The organism is Pelolinea submarina, from assembly GCF_003966975.1.
GTDB lineage: Bacteria > Chloroflexota > Anaerolineae > Anaerolineales > Anaerolineaceae > Pelolinea > Pelolinea submarina.
The window spans coordinates 2,529,233-2,543,012 of the sequence record NZ_AP018437.1; the positions used below are offsets into that span (position 1 = coordinate 2,529,233).

A 13,780-nucleotide genomic window follows, 5' to 3' on the forward strand; every position below is an offset into this window, starting at 1 on the left:
AAACAGAAATTCATAACTCTGGGGGAGGGCCGGGGGTGAGGGCAACCTCTAACGACAAGGTTTAAAAAGAGAAGTAGGTCAGTCATTCGCCTATACCCTACGGTGCATGACTGACTTCATGCAGAATTGTGTTCATCTGTGGTTAATAATTCCAGAAAGAAAATCGAAATATACGTTACAAACCTTGCGGACACTTTTGCTCTCTCTATTTTGACGCAGTCAAAATGAGGAGGATTAGGGGGGAGCTTGGGAAAATTGGAAAGGGATTGTATACGGAATAGTTAAATCATGGATTTCTCCCTTGACAAATCCAGTTGTATTAGTGTATTATGCCTCTAATACACTAATACGGAAGGAATTATGAATTTCAATCCAACGATTCCGATTTACCTGCAAATCATGGATAGTATAAAAAAAGATGTCCTATCCGGTGCTTTGACTGCAGGAGAACGCCTCGATTCCGTCAGGGGGCTGGCTGTGAAATTCGGTGTCAATCTCAACACGATGCAGCGCGCCTGTTCGGAATTGGAACGTGAAGGTGTGATTCAAACCCAGAGAGGTATCGGAAGCTTCGTCACCCAGGACAAATCCATCCTGAAAGCCCTGGAAAGGGAAATGGTGGACCAGAAAGTAAAAGAATTTCTGGAAGAAATGCGCAGCGCCGGGCTAACGGATAAAGAAATACTAACTGCAATTGAAAAGGGATTCAAGAAATGAACACGAATTTAAATATCTTCGGTCTTACCAAGAGCTTCGGCAGCCAGCTTGCCCTGGATGATGTCCATATGGAAATCCAACCGGGGCGGATTGCCGGGTTAATGGGCCCCAATGGCGCCGGGAAGACCACCATTCTCAAGACTATTATGCAAATAGTCAAACCCGATGCCGGCAATATTATCCTCAACGGTATTCCGCTGAATCATAACTCCCGGCAGGAAATTGCCTATTTACCGGATCATAACCACCTATTCAAATGGATGCGTGTTCGCGATGCTATTGCTTACTACAGGGACATGTTCGTGGATTTCGACAGTGAAAAATCCAAAGAACTATGTGACTTTCTGAAAATCGACCCGCAAGCACATGTCCGTACGCTGCCCTCCGGCATGCTCGAACGGACCCTGATCATGCTCACCTTTTCGCGCAAGGCAAAACTCTATCTATTGGATGAACCCATCGGCGGCATTGATCCACTGGCCCGGCAGAAAATTCTGCAAACCATCCTGTCCGGCATGAATGAAGACAACTCAGTGCTATTAGCCACCCACCTGGTTAATGAAGTCGAGACCATCCTCGATGATGTTTTCTTCCTGGATAAGGGTTGCTTATTGGCGTCGGATTCGGCCGAAAATATTCGCGAACAACGCGGCAAATCAATAATGGAATATTACCTGGAGGTTTTTGAAAATGTTTAGTCTTCTGAAATGGAATATCACGGACTATATTAAAAGGAACACCTGGATCCTGCTCGGCATTGCCGCCAGCTTATTGTGTGCCGCCCTGCCGCGCAACAGCGTTGGGTTGCTTAACAATCTTCTGATCGGGCTCGCTTCCATTTCCGGTTTTATCTTTTTCCAGGCCGGTATCCTCACCGCCTTCCTGTTTGTTTTCCGCTGGGCTGAAAACGACAGTGTGGAGCTGGAACTATCACTGCCGGTTTCTTCTCGTAAACAAGTCGCGGTCAAATTACTGACGGGAGCCCTGGTCAATTTCCTTTCATTGGTCTTCCTGCTTCAGCTTTTTCTACTGATCGGCAGGTTTTCCAGCGGTTCTTACCAGTGGATTTCCGGGGAACATCTGAAAGGGATTTTAGGTTGGGTCGTGTTTCTGACTTTTTTGGAAAGCAGTGTCCTGTTTGCCTACATTTTTTCTCACAGTTACCGTATGACGCGCCGCGCTCCTGACCTTTTCACCGCCCTGGTCAGTTTGGTACTGATTGGCACGGTCGTGGTCTGCACAGTTGTAATCATGGCAGTAACCAATCAGCTCATCGCGCCCACTTTCAGCACGGATTCCATTCTGACAGTGGAGGGCAACCTGCAAGTCTTTTCGTTCACCCTGCCAAATTGGGTATTCTTGAGCTTTATTCTCCTCGAGTGGTTGGTAGGCAGCCGTTTGCTTCAAAACCGTTTCCAGACCAGTTGAGGTTTGCAGCCAAGGCGAAATATATGGACTCCATAAAAACTTTGGACTAAATAACTCTCTAAAGCTCCTATAAAACTAAACAATGGATAGCTTCGTCCGTCTTCCTGCCGGCGGGCGAAGCGTTGCCAAAAATAAATTACAAGGAAATAAGAATGAATAAACTAAAGAATTTCGTAAATGAACATCCAGTGATCACTGTGATCGCCTTGATCCTGCTGTCAACCGTCCTGACAGAGATCCGTTTTGAAGATAAATTGACCGACCTCATGGACTTCCAAAGTGCATCTTATCTGGTGGGCATCATCGAGCAAGGAGGAGTAAGTATATTGGTGGTAATCCTGCTTGGAAAGCTCGGTTTATTGGAAGCAGCCGGATTCACCAATCCTTCCCGATGGAAACAGGTCTGGTTGATCTGGCCCATCCTGCTCTATTCCGTTCTGAATGGTGGAACTTCCCCATTCGATGGAACGCTGACCTTAGACACCGGCAAGCCGTTATTAATCGCTCTGTTTATCCTGCTTTACCTTTCTGTAGGCTTTATAGAAGAGATCGTCTTTCGTGGAGCGGCACTTTCCATATTATTGAAAAAATGGGGCGGATCGCGCAAGCAAATCTATTGGGTGGTCGTGCTTTCCAATGTAGCCTTTGGCGGCCTGCACCTCATCAACCTGATCATGGGAAGAAGAACGCTGCTGTCAACCGGTGCACAGGTCCTGTATGGTACCTTCTTTGGTGTGTTTTTTGCCGCCTGCTTACTACGCAACAAATCCATCTGGCCGGTCATCTTTGGTCACGCCTTATTCGACCTGTGCGGTAACTTCTCCGATATCACCGTCGGCAGCCAAACCTTCGACCAGGTCATGGACCTCACCTGGCAAAATGCTTTGGTCACCACCCTGATTACGCTGCCATTGCTGGTCTATGGGTTGGTGCTCCTGCGCAAGGTGGAACCAATCACTCCAACGCTGAGCTTGGAAGAATAACACAACCCGACTCTTCTTTGCTACCCCCCGGTTGCGTCGAATCCGTGATCGGGGGCTTTTGTATTATCAAGCAGGGTTATTAAGCGGATTTCCACTTGTACTCAAACCTCTCCAACCTAAAAACAACTGGTGTGCGTTAATTAGGACCTATCTACTCACTTCATCTGTGTTTATCTGTGTTCATCTGTGGTTAATCAATTCAGGACAAAAAGCGGAGTAAAGGAAGAATAGACAATCACCCCCCTCCGACTACGCGCTATAATTACCCCATTATTGATACTTCCCGGAGGCTCACCCATGACTCAATTTGACCTGCTCATCCAAAACTGCCACGTCCTGCTCCCCGATTTCACCGTCCTGCCCAACGCCGCTATTGGCATCAAAGACAGCCGCATTGCCCTGATCGAGGCCGAGCCTTCCGACACCGGCACTTATGAAGCCAGGGAGATCCTTGATGGCGACGGCAAGCTGGCCATGCCGGGCTTTGTGGATTGCCATACCCACGCCGCCCAGCAGCTCCTGCGCGGCAGTGTCGTGGACGAACTCCCCATGGTGTGGACCCGCATCCTGGTGCCCTTCGAAAGCAACCTCACTCCCGAAGATGTTTACAAAGGCGCCCTGCTCTTCTGTTTGGAGAACCTCAAAGCCGGTACCACCACCTTCGCCGATGCCGGCGGCCCCTTCATGGATATGGTCGCGCGCGCTACCGTCGAAACCGGCATCCGCGGGGTTATCACCCGTTCCACCATGGACACCGGCAGCGACATCCCGGACGGCATGAAGGAATCCACTGCCGATGCCATCCGCGGCACCGAGCAGCTTTACAAAGATTGGGATAACAGCGGCGAGGGCCGTGTGCGCATCTGGTTCAGCCTGCGCCAGGCCATGACTTCCACGCCCGCCTTGATGGAAGCGGTTGCCGGTCGTTCCAAAGAACTGGGCACCGGCGTGCACATCCATTTGGCCGAACATCTGGCTGAAGTCGCTCACTGCCTGACCAACTACAAAATGCGCCCCACCCAATGGTTTGACCATTTCGGTTTGCTCGGCCCCAACCTGATCGCCGCCCACTCCGTACGCCTCTCTGACCAGGAAGTGCTGCTCATGGCCGAGCGCGGCGCCAATCCCGTACACTGCCCGCAATCCAACTTGGGTAATCACGGCTTCAGCAAAACCCCGCTCTTTATGGCCCTGGGCGTCAACGTTGCCCTCGGTACAGATGGCGCCGCCACCACGCGCCTCAACCTGTTTGAGCCGATGCGCGTGCTGAAGTACGCCATGCAGGCCCGCCACGGCGTAGAGATCAACGATCCACTTACGCTGCCCGCGCTGGATGTGCTCAAAATGGCCACCCAGGGCGGCGCCAAAGCGGTCATGATGGAAAAAGAAATTGGCAGGCTGGAAGTGGGCTATAAAGCCGATATTATTCTGTTGGATATCAATAAACCTCACCTCTCCCCCACCGCCCACCTGCCCAAAACCATCGTTACCGCGGCCGGTCCGGATGACGTTGTGGATGTCATCGTGAATGGCCGCCTGCTGGTGCACGACGGCGAATTCCTGCTGATGGACGAAGACCAGATCCGCCGCGACGCCGGCCAGGCCATGCTCAGCGTCGGCCGGCGTGCCAACCTCAGTCTGGAGTCGCCTTACCTGGACTAAGTCATTCTATGTAATTCGCTGGCGGAAAAGATGGTTTCTTTCCGCCTTTTTTACAGTGAAACCCGGAAATCAGTCCACCGGTTCAAATACAGTCTCAACGTATCGGGCTGTGTCGTCCGGAAGATCCGGTTCTTGATCGGTGCGTTGAGGTTGATATTCATTCTGTAATTGATCATCCGGATCGTGCGGGTACTTGCGTTTGTTCTTGGCTAGACTGCCCAAATCTTTCATAATATTCACACTGGGAATAGGATTCTTTTTATTATGGGTTCCCCATTTTGTGGATACCACCACTTCGGTTCGCCCAGGAATAACCATTTTTTCTACGATCTTCTGGAATCCTTGTTTCTCAAATGGCGTTCCATTAATACTGCCATGATGGCTGACTTTAAAATAATCCAGGGGGTTAAGCAATACCTTTTTTACTTCCGGAATTCCGTACATGACATCCCAACAACAATTCTTCCTTCCTTCTTCCATCCCCTTGCCATCCCATTCCGCATCCCCGGTGAATAATAACCTTCGTCCCCTCCATTCCAAAAGCAGCACAACGCTGGTGTTGTTTTTTAGATGTCCTTCTTCCTCGGTAAATTCCAATACGGAATAGAGCATTCGATTTTGGAGCGCCCGGAATTCTTTCTCGCTGATATTTTGCGGAAGCCTATCGAGGACTTCACCCGTTTTCGTTGAAGCGGAGCCTATTTCCGAATCCCCTTCAGCGACTCCTTCGTGATAAGCCGATAACCGCAATGCATTCATATGAACCAGAGATTTATAATCCTCTGTTATCCGCCCAAGGTAGTATTTGTCGATATTCCACTCCGGGGCTAACACGCGCAAATGTGTATTTGAATCGTTGAATCCGCAAAAGGTTGCCACGCCCTCAACAATTTGAAAATCATACCCTTCCAGATCTATTGATTCTTTTCCCATGTCCCGGGAAATGTATAATGGATAAAGTTCATTGATCCCGTTAGATTCAACAAAATTCTCACGCAGGTTTTCAAGCGCAGTAGCGTTGCTCACGCTTCTCAGCAATAACTCTTGAGCTTCCTGAGAGAGTTTTAATCCGGGACGTTTCAACAACAGTCTCGCTTCTTGGTCGGCAGCGTTCTGAAACGCCTGCGCTTTCTCAGCCTGCTCATGATCGGGATTCATAAAAACCGGCAGCCAGATACGATGGATCGCGGCCTTTTCAAACCTTTTTTTTCTCGAACCCGTTGATGTGATCAAAATGCGGGTGGGTTACGACCAATAAATGGATGTGCTTTTTTCCATCCGCTTCCTTCGGCAGCTTTGAGATAATATGGTCAATGGCATCCGTAGGCTTTTGTCCTCCCTGAATCGTATCCTTGCTTCCGCAATCAATCACAACGTTAAAAATATTTTCCCCGTCCGGAATGCGCACGTAGATACAGTCCCCAAAGCCAACATCATAAACTCGCACTACCAATTTCTCTTCCATTTCTACCTCCCTATGCATCATCCCAGTGGCGCAAATTTGGCCTGACTTCCATCCGAATCGTTCCGTCACTTCTGGTTGAAGTGCAAACCGGCTTAATGGTTTTCCCGATTTCGAAACGGTCATCATCAATGAACCCGAAATAGCCTCTATCCAAACGGTTTTTGATGTAATTCAACAGGTCATCTTTGCGCTTTTGCCCGGCCTCAACTTCTTGTTTACAATGAGACCTTAATCGTTTACGGGATGTCTCCTGTTTCCCGCAGCCGGGTTTCCTCATCCAGGATAGTACATTACCGCGATCGTCAAAGACGATTGTTCCGCCGCATAAAAGCGAAGCGCTCTCCCCGTTTAAATGGCCGAACTGTTTTCCTTTTAGAAGAACATCCTCACGCCAGGTATATTGCAGGATGATTTCGCGCGGATGTTTGCTGCCGTTCGGCAGGGTTTTATCCGTTTGGTATAGTTCGCTAACGGAGATATCCTGATTAGCCGGAATACATAACTGCCGTCTGTTTTGGTTGATGAAATGATAGGCGTCGGTTCGGGAGAGCATAATCCGCCGGATATCGTATGGGTAAAAATTCAGGCTTTCCACATCCTCGCAGCATTCCTCGCAATACACACCTCTTTGCTTGAATACATCCCGCATAATCTCTCGAAATTGGTATTTATCATCCGGATAGATAACCTGATCGGCTTGCAGCACCGCATTGGCATAGTCGCTGAATTGCACATCCGCTGGGGGGAGAAAATCAAGAGGTTGGAAAATAATCCGCTGGAAGCGCATCACTGCCCACCAAAGCAATTGATATACCGAATCACCCCGGCCTTCTTTGATTAATATTTGTTTACGTTTTGCCACAATCCTGCTCAGGATCTCCCACATGGCCCCGGTAAGTACTTTCGACCACTCGTATGGACAGAATTTATCTTTTACGGAGTCAACCGTATCTTTTGCCAAAGCACTGCGGATGTATTCCTTCCCGGTTGAATATCGGCTGAATCCTTCAGCCAGGTTGGCTACCACAGATTCTTTTGCAATGTTCCCCTGAGTTTGTTCTGCCATAATCTGGCGCAAGTTGTTATTGCGCAGCGCGCTAAATACGGCCGTTATATCGGCAATGAATTCATGGAAAGCAGTGGTCTGCAAGGAACTGTCCTCAAGATAATAAGGGCGCAAACCATCCAGAATGGCATGGCCGGTTTCATGCGCGATAATATCGTGATCGAGGCAGGTATAAATCCGCTCATTTTCCGGACCGAAGTAATAGAGTTGTATGGATTTGCTGTGGCGATCGTAGAAAGCATTATCCATATAACCTGCATGCGGCACGATAATCAGTCGGTTTCCTTCAAAGCCCCAGGGAGCGGAACGGCCCAACACAAATGAAGTTTCGAACATACTGAGGATACTCTGAACAATAGCCCAGACATTCACCTGGTGGAATTGCCATAAATCTTTATGCTTTTCTGCCAAACGGACATTCCCCGATTGTTTACTAATTTCAAAACAACCTTCTTTCCCATTCCAAATAACGGCAGGTGCCAGCACGTTCAGATCAGCATCGTAATCCACCACAGCAATTCTTGAACTGGTTGGCCCATTCATTAATTCCGGTTCGCGCGCAACCTGGATTTCACTGAGAACCTGTTTTTCCAGTGTCCCTGAAGCGTATGGGTCTTGAATATATACTTTCACAGGAATGACCATACCCAGGGCTGCTTTATTATCTTTTGATAATAAGTGATTGGCCTGATACAGGTTAATATAATCCGTCACATTCCATTTACTCTTCATCATTCTCTCCTCCTTTATTCCTGAGAAAACAATTCTGCTATGAGTGTGGTTGGTAAATATTTAAATGGAAATATTCAATGGAATCTTTGTTAGTCCACCCCGGCGAGACATGCAAGCGCTTCGCTTTCTACTTTACATTAATTACCGGGCAATTTCAAGCGCCGTGAAAAACACCGGATTCTTCAATACCAACCGTATTTTCTAAAAAGAAGAGGTTATTAACTTACCGTTATAAAGACGATTGCTGGATATCTATTTGACACAGTGTTAATGTTTATTGAGTAGGACAATACATACAATAAACATGGTTGTTTTACATTGAGGAGATTTAAAATGAAAATCTTTATGATCGGCGGCACAGGCCTTTTGGGAAGCGAAGCCGCCAGAGAGTTAATTGACCGGGGCCATTCCGTGACCTCGATTGCCCTACCGCCTTTACCCGCAGGGGCCGAATTGCCGCCCAAAATGAAAATCGAATACGGTAATTACCTGGACATGACCGATGCCGAAATCAAAGCACATTTCAAAGGATGTCAGGGATTTATCTTTGCCGCGGGTGTTGACGAAAGGGTTGAAGGCGCGCCTCCTATTTACGACACGTATAAAAAGTACAACATTGACCCAATCAAACGCTTGCTGCGCCTGGCAAAAGAATCGGGTGTTAAACACGCGGTTATTCTCGGATCTTATTTTGCGTATTTCAATAAGATATGGCCGGAAATGGAACTCGCGAAATGGCATCCATATATCCGGGCCCGCAAGGACCAGGAAGAAGCCGCGCTCTCATTTGCCGACAGCAAATTCGATGTGGCTGTCCTCGAGCTGCCTTACATCTTCGGCACCCAACCCGGGCGCAAACCGGTGTGGGTCTTTCTGGTGGAAAGCCTCCGGAAGATGAAGGGTGTGACGTTGTACCCCAAGGGCGGCACGACCATGGTAACCGTCCGCCAGGTGGGTGAAGCTGTAGCCGGAGCGATGGAGCTGAATAAAGGCGGGAACGCTTATCCCATCGGTTACTATAATATGACCTGGAAAGAAATGATTAAGATCTTCCATAAATACATGGGAGTACCGAACAAACCCATCATCACTATTCCCAATTGGCTGTTTACGTTGAACAGCAAGAATATTCTTAAGGAACAGCAGGCCCATAATATCGAAGGCGGCCTCAACCTCCTCAAATTTACCGATCTGCAGACATCCAACGAATTCATCGACAAGTCCCTGGGCTGCGAACCGTTGGGCGTTCAACCGGATATCATTGACAAAGCCATCGGTGATTCGGTTAAGTTGAGTCTGGAGATTTTGGAAAATAAAGTTGAAACTGTAGGCATGAAAGCTGAATAAGGTTTAAAAAAGAAAAACCTGTAAACCGGCGGAACCCATCACGGGGCGATACCGGTTTACAGGAGTTGTTCCGCTTATATCCCTTCCAACTGTTTCCGAATATCTGGTTTTACTTCCCCTTTCACGAACGAGGCAACCATAGCCAGCAAGGCAAACACGCCGGCCACCAAAAAGGTTATGTGCAGCGCGTAAATGAACGAAGCTTGTTTTACCTGCAAACCGGTCAAGCCTTTGGCCGCATTGAACACTTCCGCCCTCTTGGATAAAAGCGAAAAAAGCGACCCGGAAATAGCCACGCCAAAAGCCATGCCGATATTCCGCATGGTCGCAAGCATGCCCGAGGCCGTGCCACGGTTTTGTGGAGGCACGTTGCCCAGGACAGCGCTGTTATTGGGGGTTTGGAACAGGCCCGACCCCATGCCGGTGATCGCCATCGACACGATGATGTAAGCTGTAGCTGTATGCTCATTTAGAAAGCTCAGCATAAACAATCCGCATGCCATGACCGCCATGCCGGCCGTGCTCAGGTAACGGCTGTCATATCGGTCGGACAGCATTCCGCTGATGGGCGCCACCACCAATGAAGCCAGCGGCAGGGGAATATAAAGCAGGCCGGCTGTTGCCGGCGTGAACAGCCTCAATTTCTGCAGGTAAAAAGGAACCAGGAAGGTCATGATGAATTGCGCCAAAAAGCTAAACGCCGCTGCCACATTGCTAGCCGCGAACACCCGGTTTTTGAATAAAGCAATATCCAAAATTGGGTGCTCGGATTTTAATTCCACCAACACAAAAATTACCGCGGTAATCAACCCCACGCCAAGCATGGCAAACAGAAATACGGGTTTCAAACTTGAATCGCCCGACGTTTCCAGAGGAAAAATAATCAGGATTAACGCGGCAGAAATCAACAAGCTGCCGATTTTGTCAAAGGGGATCGAACGGCTCTTTTGATCATTCGGGATATTTCGGATAACAAAATAAATTGCCGCAAGCCCGATGGGGATATTGATAAAGAAGATGCTGCTCCAATGGAAGACGGTCACTAAAAAACCACCCAGCACTGGCCCGGTAACCAGCGCGATGGACACAGCGACAGCGGTAAAGCTAAGTGCCTGGCCGCGCTTTTCGGGGGGAACCGAATTGGTGATAATCGCCGGTCCCGCGGAAAACATCATGCCGGCGCCCAATGCCTGCAAAATCCGGAAAGAAATTAATTGTGTAATGCTGGCGGCCAGACCGCACAACATTGAACTGATAGTAAAGATCACCATACCAACCAGGTAGAGTTTCTTTTGGCCGTAAAGATCGGATAACCGGCCAAATGTGAGCAGCAAACTGCTGACCACCAGCAAATATGCCGTGATAACCCACTCCACCATGGTTAAAGAAACCTGAAAGAAATCTTGAATAACCGGTATGGCCACATTGACAATACTGGAATCCAAAGCCGCCATAAAGGTCCCTACTGCTACCGTTAACACGATGATCCAATAATTTCTGTTTTGTTCTTGCTGCATGGACTTCCTCATAATTCAAGTATTGATAAATATTGGTTTTGCTTCCCAAATAAATAATGCCTCAATCGAGGCAAAATGCGGATTAATTCAAGCTATTATAGTATTACATCAGGATGTTGCGATAGTTTTAGAAAAAAGATAGGAAATAAAATAATCCTCGGATAAGCAAGTCCTTACTTAAATTTCATCCAATTCCCGATATAATGTATAAATATCATAATTTAATATACAGCTGCTGGAATAAAAGAGATAATTGCAGATCCTGTTAATCTATAGTTTACTGTTTTTATTAAAGAAGAATAATGAATAAAACCAACCGCCTAAAAACAATCACAAAATATGTTCTTTATTTATTGGTTCTTCTGACTATTCTCAATCTCGGGATAATTTATTGTTTTCAGGAAAATGATTTCTCGACTGCCCTAACCGATACGGTAAATTTCTTACTCAATCTAACAACCACGTTGTTGTTATGGTTGGCCTATAAACATACCAAATCCATAAATACCAAACGAGCTAACGGGTGGGCTGTTCTTTGTTTGGCGCAATTGCTTTTTGCCATTGGAGATACCGTTTGGGCGATCTATGAAACAATCTTGGATATTAACCCTTATCCCTCGATCGCGGATTTGTTTTATCTTGCTTACTACCCGCTATTTCTGATCGGGCTACTATATTTAAGTCAAAATAATGAATCGATCATCAGGCGGATTAATAACGGGCTTGACGCGAGTATCGTTTTTATCGTAATTGGATTATTTTTAGGGGTGAATACATTTCCTCAAATTTTTGCAGCTGCCAGAAACGAGACCGGGCTTTTGCTGTTCCTAACCCTGGCGTATCCTTTAGGCGATCTGATTTTACTTTCCGGCTTGGTAATATTGATTTACAACCGGGAAGAGGAAAAATTCGACTATCCTTTCATTTTTATAGCGATCAGCGTTGCCATCCAGATTGTTGCCGATATTATTTTCAGCAGCCAATCGCTACAGGGGACTTATTTCAGTGGAAGCTGGTTGGATAGCGGTTGGATTCTGGGATATTTCTTTCTCGGAATAGCTGCATACTTACAATCCCAATCAAAAACATCAACAGATTTAGCCAATTCCGGTAATGAATCCTTAATTCATAACGGGAGTTACGTCAGAAGTACGGTCAGGGGAAATTTACCTTATCTTTCAATCATCCTGGCTTTTGGGCTGCTATTTTATCGGGTACTCAATAACGAACTGCTTTACCTCCGTTACCTAGTCGGCTGCCTTGGGATTCTCATTCTTTTAGTCCTCGTTCGTCAATTCCTGGTTTTTTGGGAAAATGACAAGCTCAACGAAAATTTAAGTCGAACCTTGAATGTGGTAAAAAGCCAAGCTGTGTATCTGCAGAAAACGAACATGGATCTTGAAAATCAGATTCGGGAACGGAAAAAAGCTGAAGATCAATTGGCATTTGATGCCTTGCACGATTCCCTGACAAAATTACCGAACCGCGTTTTGCTGGCGGACCGGATACAGCACGTGATTGATTATTCAAAGCGTCATAAAGACCATCATTTCTCAGTTTTCTTTATTGACATCGATCATTTCAAAAATGTGAATGACAGCATGGGGCATGCGGTAGGTGATGAACTGCTCGTACATTTTGCCAGGCGGGTGCAAAAGTGCCTGCGAAAAAGTGATACTTTAGCCCGCTTGGGAGGCGATGAGTTCGCAATTCTTTTGGAAAATAACTCAGATTCCTCTCAAACAGAGATAATCGCGGAGCGAATCAAAGATGTCCTTCTCCCGCCTTATTCGCTTTCCGGAAAAGATTTTTATGTTTCAGCCAGCATGGGAATAGTTGCCGATACCAAGGACTATACAGATTCGGACAGTATCCTGCAGGATGCGGATATCGCCATGTATCGGGCAAAAATGTTGGGAAAAGCACGTTTTGTAGTTTTCACTCCCAACCTGCGAACTGAAGCAATTTCCCGCCTGGATCTGGAAGCGCAATTGCAGCACGCTATCGAAAGAGATGAACTATTCCTCAATTACCAGCCAATTTACTCTTTGAGTTCAAATGATCTGGTAGGCTTTGAAGCCTTGCTGCGCTGGAACAATCCAGGTCGCGGCGTTTTACTCCCGGCGGATTTTATTTCAATTGCCGAGGAATCAGATTTGATTGTGAAAATCGGAGAATGGGTTTTGCTGGAAGCCTGCCGGCAGTTGAAGCAGTGGCAGAAAAATTACCCTGACAGAGAAGAATTGTGTATCAATATTAATATTTCGGGACGGCACTTTATTCACCCCGACTTCATTCATTGTCTTGAGACAACAACCACGGTAACGGGCTTGAAACCAAAATACATACACCTGGAAATCACGGAAACTGTCCTTGTTGAGAATAGAGAAAAAGCAAGAATTGTTTTTACTACACTCAATAATATGGGCTATGAAATCCAAATCGATGATTTTGGGACCGGGTATTCATCATTGGGATATTTACTGAATTTCCATGTCGACATGATCAAAATCGATAAATCCTTTATTCAGTCGATTGGCAAAGGCGAGAATGGGGATCATCTGGTAAAAACCATTGTCAATATGGCACAAGAACTGGGAATCGACATCATTGCCGAAGGCATAGAAACAGAACGGCAATTGAAAGATTTAAAATCTATGGCCTGCAAATATGGACAAGGTTATTTATTATCCTATCCTTTGGCATCCTCTGGAATTGACGACCTTCTTCAATCCGGGAAAAAGAGATAAAGCTCGATAAACCTATCAATTTATTATCGATCCTCACTCTTGAGATTTTTTCGATGATCGGGAATCCAAATTACTCTATTTCTATTGCTTACCCACATCCCGACCAATTTCCC

The 13,780-nt window shown here is 46.8% G+C and carries 11 protein-coding genes; 7 read left to right on the top strand and 4 right to left on the bottom strand.

Features of this window, described 5'->3' with window-relative positions:
- Window positions 1-360 precede the first annotated feature (360 nt).
- The 5 genes from Pelsub_RS11130 to Pelsub_RS11150 all read left to right on the top strand — a co-directional run bounded on the left by Pelsub_RS11130 (window position 361) and on the right by Pelsub_RS11150 (window position 4,790).
- Window positions 361-717: a GntR family transcriptional regulator gene (locus Pelsub_RS11130; RefSeq protein WP_116223664.1), complete on the top strand. Its 357-nt coding sequence runs from the start codon at window positions 361-363 to the stop codon at window positions 715-717.
- On the top strand, window positions 714-1,415 hold the full coding sequence (locus Pelsub_RS11135) for an ABC transporter ATP-binding protein (RefSeq protein WP_116223663.1): 702 nt from the start codon (window positions 714-716) through the stop codon (window positions 1,413-1,415). Before Pelsub_RS11130 ends, Pelsub_RS11135 begins: the two co-directional genes overlap by 4 nt.
- Window positions 1,408-2,145, top strand: coding sequence for a hypothetical protein (locus tag Pelsub_RS11140; RefSeq protein ID WP_116223662.1), 738 nt, complete (start codon window positions 1,408-1,410; stop codon window positions 2,143-2,145). Before Pelsub_RS11135 ends, Pelsub_RS11140 begins: the two co-directional genes overlap by 8 nt.
- Before the next feature lie 152 nt (window positions 2,146-2,297).
- The gene (locus Pelsub_RS11145) at window positions 2,298-3,128 is read left to right on the top strand and encodes a CPBP family intramembrane glutamic endopeptidase (protein ID WP_116223661.1); all 831 of its coding nucleotides are present in this window, start codon (window positions 2,298-2,300) and stop codon (window positions 3,126-3,128) included.
- A gap of 297 nt (window positions 3,129-3,425) precedes the next feature.
- A complete protein-coding gene (locus tag Pelsub_RS11150) occupies window positions 3,426-4,790 on the top strand; it encodes an amidohydrolase family protein (protein WP_198418348.1) in 1,365 nt (454 codons plus the stop codon).
- 69 nt (window positions 4,791-4,859) lie between these two features.
- Here Pelsub_RS11150 and Pelsub_RS11155 read toward each other — a convergent pair whose 3' ends face one another.
- The 3 genes from Pelsub_RS11155 to Pelsub_RS11165 are packed head-to-tail and all read right to left on the bottom strand — an operon-like array spanning window position 4,860 to window position 8,056.
- A complete protein-coding gene (locus Pelsub_RS11155) occupies window positions 4,860-5,948 on the bottom strand; it encodes a ComEC/Rec2 family competence protein (RefSeq protein ID WP_116223660.1) in 1,089 nt (362 codons plus the stop codon).
- Between the two features lie 37 nt (window positions 5,949-5,985).
- Window positions 5,986-6,255 carry an MBL fold metallo-hydrolase gene (locus Pelsub_RS11160; RefSeq protein WP_158675084.1) on the bottom strand — a complete coding sequence of 90 codons (270 nt, stop codon included), beginning with the start codon at window positions 6,253-6,255 and terminating at the stop codon, window positions 5,986-5,988.
- Window positions 6,256-6,265: 10 nt separating this feature from the next.
- Window positions 6,266-8,056 (bottom strand): gluzincin family metallopeptidase, encoded by a 1,791-nt coding sequence (locus tag Pelsub_RS11165; RefSeq protein WP_116223658.1) that lies wholly within the window; start codon window positions 8,054-8,056, stop codon window positions 6,266-6,268.
- 330 nt (window positions 8,057-8,386) lie between these two features.
- On the opposite strand from Pelsub_RS11165, the gene Pelsub_RS11170 reads away from it, so the two are divergent.
- Entirely contained in the window at window positions 8,387-9,400 is a 1,014-nt protein-coding gene (locus Pelsub_RS11170; protein ID WP_116223657.1) for an NAD-dependent epimerase/dehydratase family protein, read from the top strand.
- 74 nt (window positions 9,401-9,474) lie between these two features.
- Here the strand turns inward: Pelsub_RS11170 and Pelsub_RS11175 are convergent, their stop codons facing one another.
- Complete coding sequence (locus Pelsub_RS11175; protein ID WP_116223656.1) at window positions 9,475-10,917, bottom strand: MFS transporter; 1,443 nt, start codon at window positions 10,915-10,917, stop codon at window positions 9,475-9,477.
- Window positions 10,918-11,219: 302 nt separating this feature from the next.
- On the opposite strand from Pelsub_RS11175, the gene Pelsub_RS11180 reads away from it, so the two are divergent.
- The gene (locus Pelsub_RS11180; RefSeq protein ID WP_116223655.1) at window positions 11,220-13,667 is read left to right on the top strand and encodes a putative bifunctional diguanylate cyclase/phosphodiesterase; all 2,448 of its coding nucleotides are present in this window, start codon (window positions 11,220-11,222) and stop codon (window positions 13,665-13,667) included.
- The last annotated feature ends 113 nt before the right edge of the window (window positions 13,668-13,780 follow it).